General features: G+C 70.6%; 14 protein-coding genes. 7 read left to right on the forward strand and 7 right to left on the reverse strand.

Annotated elements, in window-relative coordinates:
- The first annotated feature begins 15 nt into the window (after positions 1-15).
- The 3 genes from ACJ8AN_RS04540 to ACJ8AN_RS04550 are packed head-to-tail and all read left to right on the forward strand — an operon-like array spanning position 16 to position 3,476.
- Positions 16-1,422: a hypothetical protein gene (locus ACJ8AN_RS04540; protein WP_407753978.1), complete on the forward strand. Its 1,407-nt coding sequence runs from the start codon at positions 16-18 to the stop codon at positions 1,420-1,422.
- Positions 1,419-2,093 carry a hypothetical protein gene (locus tag ACJ8AN_RS04545; protein ID WP_407753979.1) on the forward strand — a complete coding sequence of 225 codons (675 nt, stop codon included), beginning with the start codon at positions 1,419-1,421 and terminating at the stop codon, positions 2,091-2,093. The genes ACJ8AN_RS04540 and ACJ8AN_RS04545 overlap by 4 nt, the downstream gene beginning before the upstream one ends.
- 12 nt (positions 2,094-2,105) lie before the next feature.
- Entirely contained in the window at positions 2,106-3,476 is a 1,371-nt protein-coding gene (locus ACJ8AN_RS04550) for a M50 family metallopeptidase (protein WP_407753980.1), read from the forward strand.
- Here ACJ8AN_RS04550 and ACJ8AN_RS04555 read toward each other — a convergent pair.
- Positions 3,473-4,669 carry a peptidase C39 family protein gene (locus ACJ8AN_RS04555; protein WP_407753981.1) on the reverse strand — a complete coding sequence of 399 codons (1,197 nt, stop codon included), beginning with the start codon at positions 4,667-4,669 and terminating at the stop codon, positions 3,473-3,475. The genes ACJ8AN_RS04550 and ACJ8AN_RS04555 overlap by 4 nt on opposite strands.
- Before the next feature lie 162 nt (positions 4,670-4,831).
- Between ACJ8AN_RS04555 and ACJ8AN_RS04560 the strand changes: the two genes are divergently transcribed.
- The gene (locus tag ACJ8AN_RS04560) at positions 4,832-6,337 is read left to right on the forward strand and encodes an OmpA family protein (RefSeq protein WP_407753982.1); all 1,506 of its coding nucleotides are present in this window, start codon (positions 4,832-4,834) and stop codon (positions 6,335-6,337) included.
- Positions 6,334-8,403, forward strand: coding sequence for an adventurous gliding motility protein AgmC (gene agmC, locus ACJ8AN_RS04565; RefSeq protein WP_407753983.1), 2,070 nt, complete (start codon positions 6,334-6,336; stop codon positions 8,401-8,403). The genes ACJ8AN_RS04560 and agmC overlap by 4 nt, the downstream gene beginning before the upstream one ends.
- On the opposite strand, the gene ACJ8AN_RS04570 is transcribed toward agmC, so the two are convergent.
- The 5 genes from ACJ8AN_RS04570 to ACJ8AN_RS04590 all read right to left on the reverse strand — a co-directional run bounded on the left by ACJ8AN_RS04570 (position 8,331) and on the right by ACJ8AN_RS04590 (position 15,044).
- Positions 8,331-10,340: a hypothetical protein gene (locus ACJ8AN_RS04570; protein WP_407753984.1), complete on the reverse strand. Its 2,010-nt coding sequence runs from the start codon at positions 10,338-10,340 to the stop codon at positions 8,331-8,333. The two genes, agmC and ACJ8AN_RS04570, sit on opposite strands and share 73 nt — an antisense overlap.
- Positions 10,341-10,517: 177 nt before the next feature.
- Entirely contained in the window at positions 10,518-11,234 is a 717-nt protein-coding gene (locus ACJ8AN_RS04575; RefSeq protein WP_407753985.1) for an RluA family pseudouridine synthase, read from the reverse strand.
- A complete protein-coding gene (locus ACJ8AN_RS04580) occupies positions 11,231-12,736 on the reverse strand; it encodes a M16 family metallopeptidase (RefSeq protein ID WP_407753986.1) in 1,506 nt (501 codons plus the stop codon). The genes ACJ8AN_RS04575 and ACJ8AN_RS04580 overlap by 4 nt, the downstream gene beginning before the upstream one ends.
- Positions 12,737-14,098 carry a M16 family metallopeptidase gene (locus ACJ8AN_RS04585; RefSeq protein ID WP_407753987.1) on the reverse strand — a complete coding sequence of 454 codons (1,362 nt, stop codon included), beginning with the start codon at positions 14,096-14,098 and terminating at the stop codon, positions 12,737-12,739.
- Between the two features lie 46 nt (positions 14,099-14,144).
- Complete coding sequence (locus ACJ8AN_RS04590; RefSeq protein WP_407753988.1) at positions 14,145-15,044, reverse strand: LysR substrate-binding domain-containing protein; 900 nt, start codon at positions 15,042-15,044, stop codon at positions 14,145-14,147.
- A gap of 85 nt (positions 15,045-15,129) precedes the next feature.
- On the opposite strand from ACJ8AN_RS04590, the gene ACJ8AN_RS04595 reads away from it, so the two are divergent.
- Both ACJ8AN_RS04595 and ACJ8AN_RS04600 read left to right on the forward strand, forming a co-directional pair.
- Positions 15,130-15,822: a cytochrome P450 gene (locus ACJ8AN_RS04595; protein WP_407754023.1), complete on the forward strand. Its 693-nt coding sequence runs from the start codon at positions 15,130-15,132 to the stop codon at positions 15,820-15,822.
- A 60-nt stretch (positions 15,823-15,882) separates the two neighbouring features.
- Complete coding sequence (locus tag ACJ8AN_RS04600) at positions 15,883-16,569, forward strand: hypothetical protein (protein WP_407753989.1); 687 nt, start codon at positions 15,883-15,885, stop codon at positions 16,567-16,569.
- A gap of 6 nt (positions 16,570-16,575) precedes the next feature.
- On the opposite strand, the gene ACJ8AN_RS04605 is transcribed toward ACJ8AN_RS04600, so the two are convergent.
- On the reverse strand, positions 16,576-18,300 hold the full coding sequence (locus ACJ8AN_RS04605; RefSeq protein WP_407753990.1) for an ATP-binding protein: 1,725 nt from the start codon (positions 18,298-18,300) through the stop codon (positions 16,576-16,578).
- Positions 18,301-18,358 lie beyond the last annotated feature (58 nt).

An 18,358-nucleotide genomic window follows, 5' to 3' on the forward strand; every position in this document is an offset into this window, starting at 1 on the left:
GGTAGGCCCCCTCGTATGCGCGCGCCGCTCGTCTCGTTGCTGCTGCTGCTCGCCCTGCCGCCCCTGGAGGCGGCGGCGGAACCGTTCCCGGTGATGGCCACCCCTACCCAGGTGGTGCTCGGCCGGGACACGGCGGTGCTCGTGCAGGTGAAGGTGCCGCGCGGCGCGTCCGCGCTCCGGGCCGCGTCTTCCACCGGCAGCCTGCAACCACTGCCCGCCACCGCCCGGGGCGAGTACGCGTACCGGTGGATCGTCCCGGACATCCGCTACCCGCTGCTGGCGGTGCTCGCCTTCTGGGTGGAGCCGCCCGAGGGCCCGCCGCAAGTCACCACCCTGCACATCCCCCTGCTGGGCCGCACCACCCTGAACGTGGACACGGACGCGGGCGCGGGCGCCGAGGTGGTGGTGCAGGTGGCCGACGCGCGCTTCGGCCCCGTGCGCACCAACCGCTGGGGCAACGCCCAGGTGCCGGTGGAAGTACCCCCCGGCGTGCGCGAGGCCACCGTGTTCGCCACCGCCAAGGGCAAGCAGACCCGCCGCACCGCCCCGCTCGACGTGCCCCCCGAGCGGCCCCTGCTCGCGCTCATCAGCCCCGACGTGCTGCCCCCGGGCGGCGCCGGGTGGTTGGTGGTGCTCGGCGAGGAGCCCGTGCCGGCCTCGGAGTTGGAGGTGCAGGTGCAGGGCGGCGGCACCGAGGAGCAGGCGCCGGGCGTGTTCCGGTTGAAGCCGGAGCCGGGCGCGACCGCCGTCGTGGTGGATGCGCACCGCAAGGATGGCACCGGCGCGGCGCGCGTCACCGCCCCGGTGGTGGCCCCCATCGTGGCCCACGTCCCCCCGCCCCAGCATCCCGTGGTGGAGCCGCTTCCCGCCGTGGTGAAGCCCTCGCCCTCCGTGGACTGGAAGGAGTACCTGAGCTGGCGCCACCTGTCCGTCCACGTGCTCGCCGGAGGCTTCCTCGCCGGCGGCGACAACCGCGGGCCCCTCGCGTCGCTGGGTCTGGGCTACCGCCTGCCTCCGCTCGGCGGCCGCTTCGTCCTCGAGGCGGAGACGGGCCTGCGCCAGTCGATGACCCAACCCGTCGTGGAGCCGCTGGGGCCGCTGGACTCGCGCGTGGTCGCCCTGCCCCTGCTGCTCTCCGCGCGGGGCCTGGCCTACGAGCGCGGCCCCCTGTCCCTCCACGGGCGCGCGGGCGCGGGCATGATGTTCTACGAGCAGCGCGCGTCGAGCTCCTTCTTCGAGGAGCCTCGCATCCAGCGCGGGCAGACGTTCATGGGTTTCCTGGCGGCCCAGGCCGCCTGGCGCTTCGGCGCGGTGAGTGCCCTCGTCGAGCTGCGGGCCAGCTACGCCGCCGCCCAGGCGAGCGAGATCGACGCCCAGCTCGGCGGCCTGTCCGCGTCCGTGGGGGTGAGGTACGCGTTATGAGGAAGCTGCTTCCCTTTTTCCTGGCGGTGCTGTGCGCGTGCGAGACCGAGCAGCCTCTACAGGCTCCGCAGATTCTCTCCATCTCGCCCACCGAGCAGGTGTCCTCCGAGCCGCAGCTCGTCACCGTGCAGCTCGACACGGATCCGCGCTTCTTCGTGGACTACGGCAAGAAGTCGGTCCAGATGCTCGACCAGCCGGTGCTGCAGATCGGCCCGCAGACGGTGCGGCTGGACACCTACCTGGGTCACGGCCAGTTCCAGGGCACCGTGCTCCCGGGGCTCGAGGCCCGCCTCTACGACATCAAGGTGACCCTGGGGGACGGGCGAGAGGCCGTCCTCTCCAACGCCTATGAGGTCCTTACCGGGGCGGAGAACCCGCGGTTCAGTTATTGGATGGACACCATCGGTCCGCAGGTTCCGGGCCAGGAATTCACCATCACCATCCATGCCGATGGCACGAATGCGGAGCTCTACAGGGGATCGATCCTGGTGAGCACCTACAACCTCACCACCCTGGAGACGACCTCCACCTGGCGCAGCGGCGCGTTCTCCGGCGGCGTGCGCCAGGAGCGCGTCCGCATCGACACGTCTGGCGACAAATACCTGATCGTGCTCGAGGACGTCATGGGCCAGAAGACCTTCTCGAACGAATTCCTGGTGGACAGGAACTGATTCACGAGACTCATGAGCGACGACTCTTCTCCCGCTTTTTCCCTGCGCTTCAACCTCGGCCGCATCCCCGTCGTGGTCGAGCCGATGTTCTGGGTGATGACGCTCCTGCTCGGGCTGGGGTTCAAGGATGAACCGCGGCTGATGGTGTGCTGGACCGCCGTGGTCTTCGTCTCCATCCTGGTGCACGAGCTGGGGCACGCGGTGATGGCCCTGACCCTGGGCAGCAGCGGGGCGAGCATCCGTCTCTATTCCTTCGGCGGGCTCTGCTACCACCAGGGGCTGGGCCGCTGGCGCAACGTGGCGATCTCCTTCGCCGGGCCGCTCGCGGGCTTCCTCTTCGCCGGGGCGCTGTACCTCGCCCGCCCCCACCTGCCCCTGTATGGCTTCCCGGGCTACTACATCTACAAGTTCCTGATGTACGTGAACATCTACTGGGGCCTCATGAACCTGCTGCCCGTGCACCCGCTGGATGGGGGCAGCATGGTGGTGGGCATCCTCGGGCCGTCCCGTTACCGGATGGCCCTGAGTCTGGGCGTCTTCACCGCCGTCGCGGTGGTCGCCTATGCGCTGGCCACCAAGGATCGGTACCTCGCCGTCCTGTTCGGCCTGCTGGGCGTGGGCTGCTTCCAGAAGCTCTCCACGGCCAAGGATCTCAAGCCCCTCGAGCCCGTGAAGGTCGCCGAGGTCGAACCGGATGCGCTCGCGCGTGCCTGGCAGGCCCTGCGCTCCGGCAACGAGAGCGAGGCCGCCCGCCTGGGGCACCTGGCCCTCTCGGCCGCGAAGCCCGGTGAGGAGAGCAACGCCGCGAGGGATCTGCTCGCCTGGGTGGCGCTCGCCGACGGCAACGCCCGCGCCGCCCTGTCGCACCTGGAGAAGGTGCAGCCCCCCGAGGCCGCGCGCCCCTACAGCCTGGCCATCGCGTACGAGGCCGCGGACCTGCCGGATCGCGCCCTGCCCCACGCGCTCGCCGCGCTCCAGAAGGAGCCCACCGAGGCCGTGGCCGCGCTGGCCGTGCGCCTGCTGGTGAAGGCCCAGCGCCTGGACGAGGCCGAGCGCACCGCCCGGGAGTTCGCCTGGAAGGCGCCCGGCAAGCGCGACGCGCTGCTGGCGGACGTGGCCTCGGCCCGGGGTGACTTCGGCGCGGCGGCGGCGCTCCACGCCTCCGTCTTCGAGGCCACCGGCCACGCCGAGCAGGCCTACCAGGCCGCCCGCAACCACGCCCGCGCCGGCGAGGGGGCGCTCGCCTCCGAGTGGCTGCGGCGCGCGCTGGACGCGGGCTACGACGACTTCGAGACGCTCGGCCAGGAACCCGCCCTGGCCGAGGCCCGCTCCGCTCCGGAGATCGCCGAGCGGCTCGCCCGCCACGGCAAGGCCAGCGCCTAGAGCGCGGGCACCGCCCAGCCCGCCGGGTAGATGAGGTACGCCGTACCGGCCGAGGCGCTCAGCCACAGGGGCTCGAGCTCCGAGCGCAGGTAGGTGCGGCGCACGGTGGCGTCGCTCGGGGCGGCCGGATCATTCACCACCGGGTTGCCCGCCGCGTCGAAGCCCACCAGGACGATCAGGTGGCCCGCCGTCGACTCGATGGGTGCTCCGGTGAGCTCGCCCTTCGCCCATGCCACGCTGAGGATGGCCGGCACACCGGCGGCGAGCCACGGCTCGAGCTGGTGGAAGCCGGTGAAGCGCGTCACGTGGGCCTGCAGCCCCTTCGAGGCCGCGTAGGCGGTGTTGAAGGGCCAGTTGCCGTGGCCGCGGTAGATCCAATCGTAGACGCCGCTGACGGCCGCGCGCACCCGCGTCTCGCAGGGGCCGGTGTCACCCGTCCAGTAGCCGAGCACCATGGACGTGGACGTCGGGCTGCACCAGACCTCGCCGCCGTCCGGGTAGACCATCTGCGAGCACTGCGGAAGGGCGAGCACCTTGTTCCAGTACGCGGAGTTGCCCGGGACGACGGCCGGGCTCTTCTCCGGCGAGGTGGACAGGGTGACGGCGCTGGCGCGCACACGCGGGCTGGTGACGCCATCCGCGCTGAAGAGCCGCACCTTGAGCTGGAAGACGGTGGGCGACTTCTTGTTGCTGATGAGCAGGGTGTCGACGCCCACGGAGCCGTTGGTGTCCCCCTGCGCGGCCACCGAGTGCCGGCGCACCGTCGAGCCCTCCGCGGCCCACACGCCCAGGTTGTACCACTTCGTCCACACGCCGGAGATCTGCGCGCGGACCTGAGTCTCCAGCCACGTGCCCGTGGGCGTCTCCGCCTCCCACGACGCGATGGCCTCGCGGAAACCGAAGGGGTTCGTCATCACCGGGCTGGTGGCCTCGCCCACGCGGAAGGAGCCACCGTTGTAGAAGTTGCCGCCGCTGTAGGCGCCGGCCGCGTAGGGATCCGTCCCCGCCACCGCCGTCTGGAAATCCACCTGCAGCGAGCCATCCGCCGCCAGGCCCACGCCACTGCGCTGCCACGAGGAGAACCCGCCCTGGCTCGCCTGCCAGCGCACGAAGGCACTCTGCCCCGCGAGCGCCACCGGTGCCCACGTGAGCGCAACAATCATCGCCGCCACGGCCGTCTTGAAGCTTCGCATGAACCACCTCCTGAATACCGGGAGAGTCGCCATTTACTCGTTTTCCTAGAAAACACCAATGTGGTTCACGGGCGATTGTCGCGTCCTCGGATTTGATGATCGGACACTCATGCACCTGCGCGCTGGCCAGGCCGCGGGGCGCTCGGGATAACGCAACCCCATATGCGCCACACGAAGCCGCGCCCGCCGACCCGTTCGGCCGCCTACGTGCGTCTGTCCGCTCTCGCCACCTGGTTGCTCGCCTCGGCCGCGCTCGCCCAACCCGAGGGCCTGCCGAAGTTCGAGCTGGAGCGGCTGGAGCTCAATCCCAACGGCCGGGGCTCGCTGGTGATGGGCACCGGGGAGCTGCTGCCCGCCGGAACGTTCCGCCTCTCGCTGCTGGGGCACTACGAGCGCAAGCCCCTCGTGCTGTACGCGGATGGGGAGCCGGTGGGCGCGGTGGTGAGCGACCGGGTGATGGCGCACCTGCTCGCGGCCTGGGCTCCGCTGAAGTGGCTGGAGGTGGATCTCCAGGTGCCCCTGGTCGTCTGGCAGCACGGGGATGATCTCAGCGCCGAGGGCATCTCGGCTCCGGCCTCGACGGGCCTGTCCACGCCCTCGGTGCAGGCGCGCGTGGGGCTGTTCTCGCAGCGGCGCAACGCTCCGGTGGACCTGGCCGTCGAGCTGGGCGTGGGCCTTCCCATGGGCAGCGTGGATACGCTCTCGCGAGACAGCACCGTCCGGTTCTCGCCCAAGGTGATGGTGGGACGGCGCTTCGGCCGGCTGCGCGCGGGCTTCGAGGCGGGCGCGCTCGTGCGGCCCACCGTCACGCTCATCGAGGACCAGAACGTCCAGGACGAGGTGGGCAGCGAGGTGCGCCTGGGCGCGGTGCTCGCCACCACGGGCACGGGGCTGCGCGGAGAGCTCAACGTGCGTGGCGCCCTGCCCCTCACCCACCAGCCGAAGTCCCTGGAGGTGCTGGCCGGCCTGCGCATGCCGGTGGGGCGCTCGCTGGAGGCCTATGCCCTCGGCGGGCCGGGCTTCGGGGACACGCCGGGCACGCCCTCCTTCCGCGTGCTGCTCGGCGTGTCCTTCGGCGGTGCCGAGCCTCCGGAGGTGGTGAAGGATTCGGATGGGGATGGCGTCGCGGACGAGCGGGATGCCTGCCCGGCCGAGGCCGGCCTGCCGGAGCTGCGCGGCTGCCCGGTGAAGGACTCGGACACCGACAGCGTGCCGGACCATCTGGACAACTGCCCCTCGGAAAAGGGCGAGCCCTCCAACCAGGGCTGCCCGCCGCAGCAGGAGCAGCTCGTCTCCATCCAGAAGGACAAGCTGGAGATCAAGGAGGCCGTGGTCTTCGACTCCGGCAAGGCCACCATCCAGAGCCGCTCCTTCACGATGCTGGATCAGATCGCCCGGGTCATCCAGCAGCACCCGGAGATCGAACGGGTCATCATCGAGGGCCACACCGATAACGTGGGCAACGCGCAAGGCAACCGCACGCTGTCGCTGGCCCGGGCGCTCGCGGTGATGGACTACCTCCTGGGCAAGGGCGTGGAGGGCTCGCGCCTGGAGGCCAGGGGCTACGGGCCGGATCGGCCCATCGCGCCCAACGACACCCCCGAGGGCCGCGCGGCCAACCGCCGCGTGGCGTTCACCATCGTCACCCCCGCCGAGAGCAAGCAATGAAAACTCCATTCCTGAAGCAGTGGCTCACGGCCGCGCTGTGCGTGCTGGCCCTCGGCTCGAGCGCGGCGCTGGCCGAGCACGATTCGTTCGGGCTGGGCACGGGGCGCGATGGGCCGCTCACGGTCGCGGGGAGCGGCACCGTCATCAACAGCTATGCCCCGGTGACGGCGGCGCTGACGGCGGGGAGCACCTCCATTGCGATCGGCACGTGCACTGGTGCCTCCGGCTGCTTCGCGGCCGGCCAGTTGGTGATGGTGTACCAGGCGACGGGCCTCGCCTCGGTGCCCGCCTCGGGGACGCAGACTCCGGTGGACCTTGGCAATGATCCGGTGGGGCGCTGGGAGCTCGCGCGGCTGGCGCCGGCGACGACGACGTCGACGCTGGTGCTCACGGCGCCGCTCGTCCACGCGTTCGCGGCCAACGCGACCCAGGTCATCCGGGTGCCCGAGTACACCACTGTCACCATCGCCTCGGGACAGAGCATCACGGCGCCCGCCTGGGACGGGAGCACGGGCGGCATCGTCGCCTTCCTGGCCACGGGCGTGGTGAACAACGCCGGGCAGCTCAACGCCTCCGAGCTCGGGTTCCGGGGAGGCCAGTACGTCACGGATTCCAGCGGAGGACGCGGCTGTGCGGGCGTGGATGAGCCGGCCCCCAGGGGCGCACAGAAGGGCGAGGGCGTCGTGCGCTATGCGACCGGAGCTCCTCCGACCGGGCGAGGCAACGTGGCCAATGGCGCGGGCGGCGGCGTGTGCCTCCAGTCGGGAGGTGGAGGCGGCGGCAATGGCGGAGCAGGAGGTCTGGGCGGACGCTCGGAGGGCTTCGCCGATGGCTCCCGGGACGTGGGAGGCCTGGGGGGCGGGGCGCTCACCTATTCCGCGCTCAATCACTTCACGTTCGGCGGTGGCGGAGGGGCCGGGCATGGCGGCGCCAACGCGGCGGGCGTGCCGGGCGGGCGCGGAGGTGGCGCCATCTTCATCCGGGCCCAGCAGCTCACGGGGACGGGCAGCATCACCGCCGCGGGCGGCTCGGGCGGCGCGTCGACCTCGAATGGCAGCGGCGGTGGCGCGGGCGGCTCCATCTACCTGCGCTTCGTCGGCACGGCCGATTGCTCCTCGATCTCCGCCAGTGGCGGCATCGGTGGCAGCGTGAATACCCCCCGGGTGGGCCCGGGTGGCGGTGGTGGCGGTGGGCGGGTGTTGTTCCAGTCCGCGGGAGGCTCCTGCTCCAACATCTTCGTCAGCCGCGCCGCGTCCGGCACCCAGCAGGATCCCTCGGATTCCGCCTACGGCGCCCAGCCGGGCAGCGACGGTGCCTCGACCGTGGTGCCGGGCGGCTTCGTCGTGCCGCCGCCCCCCGTGGTGGTCACTCCCGCCAACGGCAGCTTCACCAACAACCCCCGCCCTCCCATCACGGGCACGACCGTGCCCAATGCCACGGTGATCCTCTACCTGGATGGGGTCGAGGTGGGTTCGGCGACGGCCGATGCCTCCGGCAACTTCTCCCTCACCCCGACGGCGGACCTGCCCGACGGCCCCCACACGGTCCAGGCCGTCGCGGAGGTGCAGGAGGTGCGCAGTGAGAGGAGCGCCATCAACACCTTCACCGTGGACACCTCGGTGCCAGACACCTTCATCGTCTCGGGCCCGCCCGCCCGGACCCAGGAGCGGGACGCGACGTTCGAGTTCAGCGCGACCGAGCCGGATGCGACCTTCGAATGCAGCCTGGACGAGGGCCCCTTCACCGCGTGCCCGCAGACCGTCACCTTCACCGGCCTGGCCGAGGGTCCGCACACCCTGCGGGTACGGGCGCGAGATGCCGCGGGCAACGTGGACGAGACCCCGGCCTCCCACACCTTCCGCATCACCGATGCGGACTACGCGCTGCTGGGCAGTGGCTGCTCGGCCACGGGGGATGACTCCGCGCCCGTCCTGATGGGCCTGGGCACGTTCGCCGCGCTGGCCCGCCGGCGCCGCGGCCAGGGACGCACGGATTACTCCCGCACGGGCGCACGCGAGACGAGCGAGTACCAGCGCTCGTTGGCGACGAATCTACGGACCTCGTGAAAGTGTTCGAACTCCCCGTCCTTGCCCTCACCCAGGCGAGAGCCCTTCGTGGTGACGACGAAATCGGGGAGCGTGTTGCCCTCGTGCGGGACGAACTTCCACTTGGAGTCGTAGGAAAAGCACCTGGAGAGGGACGAGGGCTGTTCATCTTCGTCCTCGCCCTCCCTCTCGCCCGAATCGCAGGCTCCCTCGTTGTCCTCGCTGATGTCCGGAATGCTGCCCGCGGTCTGGATGCTCCCTCCGCCCCCGTCGGAGAGCAGCTCGAGGGAGCTCATCGAGGCACCCATCGCGGTGTACCCGGTCTGCAGGACGGCGACGAAACCCCGCGGGCTCACTCCCTGCACGGAGATGTCGAAGCCCGGCGCGCCACCGAATGAGCCCAGCTCGGTGATGACCCGGCGGGCCCGCTCCAGCCTCCAGCCCTCTCCGGTCCTCGCGAAGACGCCTCCTCCAATGAGCGCCGTGGACGGATGGCCCGCGGGCTCCGAGCGCGTCTCCGTGAGGAACAGCATCTTCTCCTGCTCGCCCTCGCGCCAGGACGCCCATTTCCAGGGGTACACCAGGTAGCGCGAGGCCCTGAAGTTCTCGAAGGAGGACATCGAGTCCCGCTCCGAAGCCGTGGGAGCCCACCGGGAAGTGCCGCTCGCCGCGTCAAAGCGGCCGTACAGGGCGGCCATGGCCTTCTCGGGCTGGAACTCCCCGCTGAAGGAAGGCCCCACGGGCTCGACCCATCCACAGGGCGCCTCGTCATCCGGGTAGGCCCCCCTGCTGCTGTGGTAGTGCGCCTCGCCCAGGGTCACCACGGCGTTGTCGTCCTTCGGAATCTCGAGCACCTGGGGCTCGGGGTCCCCGGCACTGCTCACGAGCGTCAGCTTCGAGCCGTGCTCCGTCCTGGAGACGGCCGAGACCCAGCGCTCCTCGGCAAGGGGAACTCCTGGACTGACGCGCTCGGTGAACCAGCGCCCATGGACGTCCGGGGAGAGCTTCAGCACGTAGGTATGCCCGGCGCACTCGTCGCGCCACATCCTGTAGTCCCCCTCGCCCGAAGGCTTCAGCAACCACCAACTCCCAGGCAGCGTCCCCAGGACGGCCTGCGAGGCCCCATCCAGGACGAGCTCCCCCAGGCGTGGGCTCGTGCTGCCGGCTTCGGTGTCGTCCGTCTCGATGCCAGGGAAGAGCGCCTGGTCCACCACCGGCGTGGAAGCGAAGCGGGTCCGCTCCATCACCACCTCCGTCAGCGTCTTGTCCTCCGTGTCGAAGCGGAACCGGCCCCGGTAGACGAAGATCTGCTCAGCGTCGCCGATAGCGAGCACGAACCACCGTCCCTTCGTCACGGCCCGGCGCTTCGCGTTGCGGACAGGGCCCGCGGTGCTGGCGATGCAGTCGGTGGGCTCCTCGGTGGCGAGACAGGAGTAGGTGAGCTCCGGGCCCTTCAGGGGCTTCTTCGCGCCGGCGAGCAGCTCGAAGTTGCGCTCGAAGAAGAGGTCTCCCAGCACCATGCGCAGCTCGACATTCTCGGGCGCGAGGGTCGCCGCCCGCAGCGCGGCATCCTCCCGCTGGACGAGCGGAAGCTTCGGGTCGCGCGCCTCGGCCCCGAGCTTCTCCACGGAGGGTTTCTCCGCGCCCAGGAGGGCCGCCGAGGCATATCCCTCCTTGTCTCCGCAGCGCACCTTGCGCCACTCGCCCTGGACGGGCTCCAGCGGGGCGCACTCCGTTCCGATCCGCAGCTTCTCCAGGCTTTGCGCGTCCGCAGCGGGCGCCTTACGTAGATGGATGGTGGAGCCGAGGACGTAGAGCGGCGGCGGCTGTCCCGCACCCGGCGGAGGTCCAGCGGTGGCTTCATCGGACGTCCCCTTGCAGACGGTAACGGCAAGGGCGGCGAGCAGCGGCAGCAGCACTCGGAGGTGCGATCTCGAGACCCGGGGGCGGAAGTTCATGGACGGGCGGATGCTAAGCCAGGTGGGGAAAATCCTGTCAGGGGTGCTCTCGCAGCAAGGAGCGAGGCACCTTCCGGTCGCGCTTCGTCCCGACTGGTACGACCATCGGACCAGTCGCGGGAAAACGCGCCCGGAGCCTCCCCCCCTGACAGGACCGACTCCACCTGGCCTGGCCCGTCAGCGGGGAGACGGAGAGAGAGCTCCGCGCAGGAGCTCCACCGCCTTCGCCATGTCGTCTGGCAGCGGGGACTCCAGCGCTCGCGCCTCCACGCCCGGGAGCGCTGGCCACTCCAGCCTCGCCGCGTGCAGGGGCGTGCGCGCCAGCACCTCCTCCTCCCCTTCCCCGCCCAGCTCCTTCGCCTTCAGCGGCTCGGCGCGCCCGTACTGGTGATCCACCAGCAGCGGGTGGCCCTCGGACAACAGGTGCACACGAATCTGATGCGTGCGACCCGTCATCGGCTCGGCCTCCACCAGCGAGGCCGCCGCGAATACCTCCACCGGCCGCACCCGCGTCCTCGAGGGCTTGCCCTCCTCGCCGGGCCTCGCCACCCGCATGCGGCCCTTGCGCGCGGGCACCAGCGCCGCGTCCACCACCCGCGGCGCCTCCACCCGGCCCTCCACCAACGCCAGGTAGCGCTTGCGCACCTTGCCGGACTCGAAGGCCATCGACAGCGTGCGGTGCTTGTCCGGCTCGAGGGCGAACACCATTACCCCCGAGGTGTCCCGATCCAAGCGGTGCACCACGAACACCTTGCGCTTCAGCTGCTCCTCGAGCACCTCGCGCAGCGACGGGCCCGAGCCCTCACCGCGCCCGGGGATGACGAGCATCCCCGCCGGCTTGTCCACCGCGAGCAGCCCCGCGCCCTCGAAGAGGACGCGGACTCCACCGCTCACTCGTAATCCGAGGCCGGTACCACCGTCACCGGCCCCAGCCCCTGGAGCTGCTTCTTCACGTCGGCCGCGCGCCCCAGCAACACGATGAGCGGCGCCTGCGGGAACAGGTACTTCCGCGCCACCTCCACCGTCTCCTTGGACTTCACCGCCATCAGCCGCTCGCGGAACTTCTCCACCCAGTCGTCCCCGAGCCCGTGCACCCGGATGTCGCTGATGACCGCCGCCACGGACTCGTTCGTCTCCGTCCGCAGCGGGTAGAGCCCCGCCAGGTAGCGCTGTGCCTTCTTCAGCTCCGCCGGGGTGATGCCCGACTCGCGCACCTTCGCCACCTCGCCGAGCGTGACGTCGAGCATCTCCCGCGTCCGCTCCGTCTGGGTGAACGTGGTGATGCCGAACACGCCTCCCGCGTTCATCATGTCGAAGTAGCTGTTGATGCCGTACGTCAGGCCGCGCTCCACGCGCACCTCGTTCACCAGCCGCGAGGTGAACCCGCCGCCCAGCGCGTTGTTCATCGACGTGGACGGGAAGTAGTCCGGATGGCCCACGCGGAAGCCCGGCCCGCCGATGCGCACCTGCGTCTGCGTCTGGTCCGGCTTGTCCACGAGGAGAATGCGCCCCGTGGCCACCTGATCCGCCAGAGGCAGCTCCGGGGGCGCGTCGGGTCCGCCCACCCAGCCGGCGAAGGCCTTCTCCGCCTCCTCCACCACCTGCTGCGGGCTCACCGCGCCCACCACCGTCAGCAGCGACACCTTCGGGCCGATGCGCTCCCGGTGGAAGCGCACCAGGTCGTCCCGCGTGAACGTCTTCACGTGCGCCGAGCTGCCCCCGATGTCGTGCCCGTACGGGTGCGAGCCCCACAGCGCCCGCGTGAAGGCCCGGTCCGCGATCGATGACGGGTCATCCAGGTCATTGACGAAGCCCGCCAGCGCCCGCTCGCGCGCCAGCTCCACCTCGCGCTCGGGGAAGGACGGCTCGCGCACGAGCTGCCCCAGCATCGACAGCATCGCCGGGAAGTGCTCGGCCGGCGTGGTGACGAAGAGCGACAGCACGTCCTCGCTGCTGCCCACCGAGAAGCTCGCGCCCACGAACTCGATCGTCTCGTCGATCTCATCCGCGTTCATCTTCGCGGTACCCCGGCGCAGCAGGCGCGCGGTGAAGTCCGCCAGGCCGTGCTTGTCCGCCGGATCCGCCGCGCTGCCCGCGCGAATGACGAGCCGCGCGGCCACCAGGGGCAGCGGCCCGCGCTCGGCGGCCAGCACCCTCAGCCCGCTCGAGGTGCTGCTCTCGTGGATGGTGGGCAGCATCAGCGCGCCCGTCGTGACGGCCGCCGTCTTCGCGACAGCCTTCTTCACGGCCGCCGCCGCCTTCTTCACGGGCGCCGCCTTCTTCACGACGGCCTTCTTCACGGCCGCCGCCGCCTTCTTCACGGGCGCCGCCTTCTTCACGGGCGCCGCCTTCTTCGCGGGGGTTGCCTTCTTGCTGCTCGTGGCTCGGGTGGCCATTTACTCGGCGTCCTTTCCGTCCGCGGACCCATCCGCGTCATCGCCCGCGTCCGGGGCGCCACCCTCGGCGGGGAGCAGCGTCACCACCGAGCGGTTCTCGGGCTTGAAGATCTCCGCCGCCACGGACTTCACCTGCTCGTGGGTGATGGCCGCGTACACCGCGGGCAGCGTCAGCCCGTCGCGCCACGAGCCGAGCAGCGCCTCGTAGTGGCCCATGGCGTGGCCCCGGCCGCTGTTGGTCGCCAGCTCGCGCAGGTGGTCCGCGCGCAGGTTGTTCTTGGCCTTCTGAAGCTCGCGCTCGGTGAGGCCTTCAGTGGCCACGCGCGCCAGCTCGGCGTAGAGCGCCTCCTCCACCTTGCGCGGATCCGAGTCCGGCTTGAGCTCCAGGTAGACGAGGAAGATGCCGGGATCCACCCGCCAGCCCCAGTCCACCGCCACGGAGACGGCCAGCTGCGTGTCATAGACGAGCTTCTTCACCAGCCGGCTGCCCTCGCCCTTGGCCAGCGCGTACTGGATGACGTCCAGCGCGGGCGTGTGCCCGTGGCGCGCGTCGGGGCCGCGCCAGGCGATCATCAGCGCGGGAGACTGGGCCGGGTGGCGGACCTCGGCGCGGCGCTCGCCCTTCTGAGGGGGCTCGGCGTTGAGCACGGGCACGGGGGTGGGGCCCGGGCGGATGTTGCCGTAGTAGCGGCGCACCAGCGCCAGCGTCTGCTTCGGATCGATGTCCCCGGTGATGTAGAGCACCGCGTTGTTGGGCGCGTAGTACGTGCGGAAGTACTGCTCGCAGTCCTGCCGGGTGATGTTCTCGATGTCCTTCATCCACCCGATGACCGGCCAGCGGTACGCGTGCGCCTTCCAGACGAGCGTGCCCAGCTCCTCGTCCATGATGCCGGTGATGTCGTTGTCCACGCGGACGCGGCGCTCCTCCATCACCACCTGGCGCTCGCTGGTGAGCGCGTCGTCGTCGATGCGCAGCGAGCGCATCCGGTCCGACTCCAGGTCCAACACCGTCTCCAGCGCGTCCGAGGCGAAGTCCTCGTAGTACACGGTCATGTCCGTGGACGTGTACGCGTTGGAGCGGCCGCCGTTGGACTCGAGCACCATGTCGAACTGCTTGGGGCCGTACTTCTTGGCCCCGTTGAACATCATGTGCTCGAAGAGGTGGCTGATGCCGGTGATGCCGGGCCGCTCGTTGCGGCTGCCCACCTGGAAGAAGGTGTAGAGGCTCACCACGGGGGTCTGGTGGTTGGCCAGCAGACGAACCCGGAGACCGTTGGGAAGCGTGGCCTCCTGGACGTCGAAGAGAGACTGCAGGACAGGATCCGCCGTGCGCTCGGCGGGTTGCGCAGGTGCCTTCGGCATAGGTAGCCCACCCTATACACGGCTTGCCCCCGGGCAAGCAGGTGTTTCAGCGAGTGTCAGGAACAGGGGTCAGGCCCCGGACCACGTCCAGGAAGGTCCGCACGGCCGGAGCCTTCTCGTCGCGGCGGTACGCGACGGACAGCTCCATCATCCCGGCCACTCCGGTGAGCAGGCGGTAGGCGACCTTGCCCCCGATACCGAGCGGCACGATGGAGGCGGGAACCAGGGCGATGCCGAGGCCCGCGGCCACCAGGCTGATGACGGCCAGGAGGTGGGTGCCGCGGTAACGGACCCTGGGGGCGAAGCCCACGATGCGCTGCATGGCGGCGAGCCCCTGCTCGTCCTGCGAGCCCGAGAAGTCGACGAAGGGCTCCTCCTTCAGCAGGTCCACCGGGACGCTCTTGCGCGCGGCCAGCGGGTGCTCGGGGGCCGTCGCCACCATCAGGGGCCAGGCCCCGGCTTTCACCGTGATCAGCTCCTCCGGGAGGGGCAGGGCCGGGGCCGTGATGAAGCCCACCTGGATGCGTCCCTTCACCAGGGCCTCGAGCTGATCGAACGGGTGCAGCTCATGGAGCAGCAGCTCGACGTCCGGAGCTCGCCAGCGGAAGGCCTTGAGCGTCCGGGCCAGCACGCCCGAGCAGGCGGCATTGATGGAGTAGCCGACCTCGATGCGCCCCAGCTCCCCCTTCCCCGCCCGTTGCGCGACCCGGGCCGCCCGCTCCGCCTGCGCCAGCGTCCGGCGCGCCTCCTCGAGGAAGAGCCTGCCCGCTTCCGTGAGCTCGACCTGGCGCCTCGTCCGCTCCAGCAGCCGCGTCCCCAGCTCCTCCTCCAGGGACTTGATCTGCATGCTCAGCGCGGGCTGCACGATCCGCAGCCGCCGGGCGGCCCGCGCGAAGTGCAGCTCCTCGGCCACGGCGATGAAATAGCGAAGATGGCGCAGCTCCATTCATCACTCCAAATGATGACTGATGGCATTTCAATCTATTGTATTTATCAGCCCGTCCCAACCATCAGGGAGTCCAGGGGGTTTGGTGAGGACCTGCCCGTCCCACAACCTGACGGACCTCGTGGCCAACCTCCGCGAGTTCTCCGAGTACATGGAGGCCGCCATCGAGCGGCGCCGCCGCGAGCCGGGCGAGGACCTCATCAGCGCCCTGCTGCAGGCCAACGAGGAGCTCCTCAACCCCGCGGACCTCATCACCTTCACCCGGCTGCTGCTGGTAGCCGGCAACGAGACCACCACGAACCTGCTGGGCAACGGCCTGGTGGCCCTGCTGCGCCACCCCTCCGAGTGGGAGCGGCTGCAACAGGACGCCTCGCTCGTGCCCAACGCCATCGAGGAGATGCTGCGCTACGACAGTCCGGTCCAGGCCATCCTCCGCGTCACGACCCAGGACACGGAGGTGGCGGGCCACCCGCTCGCGAAGGGCACGCGCGTCATGCTCCTGCTCGGGGCCGCCAACCGGGATCCACGCCGCTTCCCCGGCCCCGACCACTTCGACGTCACCCGTGACCCCCAGGGGCACGTCTCCTTCGGCCATGGCATCCACTTCTGCCTCGGCGCTCCGCTGGCCCGGCTCGAGGTGAAGGTGGTCCTCGAGGAGCTGCTGCAGCGGGTGCACCGGCTCTCCTTCGCCCCCGGCCAGGAGGACTCCATCGACTGGGGCGGAAATTTCATCCTCCGCGGTCCCAGGCACCTCCGGCTCCACGCCGAGCGCCGTTAGCCTCAGGCGGGAAGGTATCGTGGGCGGGCTCCACCCCTCATCCAGGAAGGGCCCCGCCGCATGACCAGCACGACGCTCCCCGCACCGCAGCTCGTCATCAACAGCCGCATGCTGTACTCGAGCTGGATTCCCGCAGACCCCAAGGCCGCCGCCGCGCTGCTGCCCCCCGGGCTCCAGCCGGCCACCAACAAGGCCCTCTACATGAACCAGTACGTCGTCGACTCGGAGGAGCAGACCTCGAGCTTCGGCGCGTACTCGCTCACGTACCTCGGCCTGGATCTGGCCGGCCGCACCGCTCCGGATGGCGTGACGCCGGCGCGCTTCTTCACCCACTACCTCAACTCCTCGGAGGTGGTGCGCAACTACGTGCGCGAGCGCGGCGTGCCGGCCTCTCCGGGCACCACCACGCTGGAGCTCAACGGCCGCGAGCTGGTGGCCACCACGCGCGTGGACGGCACCCCCATCATCCGCACCGTGGCCCGCGTGGGCACGCAGATCGCCTCGGTGGCGCGCGGCCACCTCACCTACGTGACGAGGGTGGGCGACAAGCTGGTGGCTGGCAACTACCCCTACGTCGGGGAGCTCGCCGCCTCCTTCGAGCTCGTCTCGCTGGAGTTCCTCGCCAAGGATCACCCCACGTACGCGCTGCGCCCCTCGAGCCCGCTGCAGCGGGTGGAGGGCTGGTGCTGGTACGCGCCCCGTGACTCCTTCGCCTACCCGGGCGGCGAGTACGAGTACCGGCCGTAGTGCGTCCTACGGCTCGGTGAGGGGCAGGAAGACCCGGAAGGTGGTCCCCTGCCCCGGCTCGCTGTGCACGGCGATGCGCCCGCCCATCGCGGTGACGATGCCGTGGCAGATGGACAGGCCGAGCCCCGTCCCCACGCCCACCGGCTTGGTGGTGAAGAAGGGATCGAACAGCCGGCCCAGGTTCTCCGAGGGAATGCCCATCCCGGTGTCGCGCACCGCCACCACCACATGCCCGTCCTCGTGGCGCGTGGAGAGGTGGATTTCATTCGTCTTCGCGTCCCCGTGCGGAATGGCCTGCGCCGCGTTGACGAGCAGGTTGAGGAAGAGCTGGCCGAGCCGCGACTCGTTGGCGCTCACCGGCGGCACCTCGCCGTAGTCCTTCTCCAGGCGGGCGCGGTGGCGGATTTCACTCCAGGCCATGCTCACGCACGAGTCGAGCACCGCCCGCACGTCCACCGGCCCGCGACCCTCCTCGTTGCCGCGCGAGAACGTCTTCAGGTCGCGCACGATGTCGCGCACGCGCGTGCTGCCCGAGAGCGCCTCCTTCAGCGCGTCGCGCACCTCCTGGCCCCGCTCGCCAGCGAGGGACTCGCCCGACCCGGCCATGGCGGTGAGCTCGTCGTCCACGAAGCGCAGGTTGCTGAGCATGTACGAGAGCGGGTTGTTGATTTCGTGCGCCACTCCCGCGGCGAGCGTCCCCAGCGACACCATGCGCTCGCTGGCCAGCAGCTTCTCCTGCACCTGGCGGCGCTCGGTGATGTCGCGGGAGATGGAGACCATCGCCGGCTGTCCGTCGAACAGCAGCGACACCGTCACCACCTCGCCCAACACCCGGCGGCCATCGCAGTGCCGGAACTGCACCTCGTGGGACGCGCTGACGCTGGAGGGCGTGGTGAGGGCGGGCTCGTGTCCGGGCTGGACGAGCGCCGAGAGGGGCTGGCCCCGGAGCGCCTCGTGGGAGGAGTGGCCCAGCAGGCCGGCCGCGGCGGGGTTGGCGAAGAGCACCGCGCCCTCGCGGTGGATGAGGATGGCGTCCGGCGAGCCGTGGATGAGCGTGCGGAAGCTCTCCACCGAACGCCGCAGCTCCTCCTCGGCACCGCGGCGCCGCTGCTCGCTGCGATGGCCCTGGAGGATGGCGCAGCACGTGGCCAGCAGCGGCTGGAGGAAGGCAATGACGGACGCGTCATAGCCCCCGGGCCGGTTGGCGATGCCCACCATGCCCACCATCTCCGTGGCCGAGTGGAAGGGCAGGCCCAGGAAGCTGAGCAGCGGTGGGTGGCCCTCGGGAATGCCGCCCCGCCGTGGATCCGCCGCGGGCAGGTTGGCCACCACGGGCTCGCCGCTCGTCATGACCGAGCCGAAGAGCGTGCGCAGGTTGCGGAACTCCATGCCCTTGGGCGCCTCGCGTGCGTAGAACTCCCGCAGCTCCGGCGTCCAGGCGATGTTGGTGATGGCGTGCGTGCGCAGGTAGGGCTGTCCCTCGGGCGTGCGCAGCACCTCGCCGATGAAGCCGTACTCGCTGCCCGTCAGCTTCAACAGCACCGACAACAGCTTGTCGAAGAGCTGGTGCGTCTCCTGGCCCTGGATGTACCCCGTCTGCACCTCGGTGAGCGCCTGGAGCAGCAGGTTGCTGGCCCGCAGCGCCTGCTCCGCCGTGGGCTCTCCACTGCTCCGCGCTTCGACTGCCGGCTCCCCGCTCCCCGCGGAACCGCGCTGACCGTGACGCTCCATCCGTCCGCTCGCCCCCTGGTTTTCTCTAAATCCGAGAGTCCTCCACGCACCCCTTTCC

It is taken from the genome of Archangium sp., assembly GCF_045802675.1.
Taxonomy (GTDB): Bacteria; Myxococcota; Myxococcia; order Myxococcales; family Myxococcaceae; genus Archangium.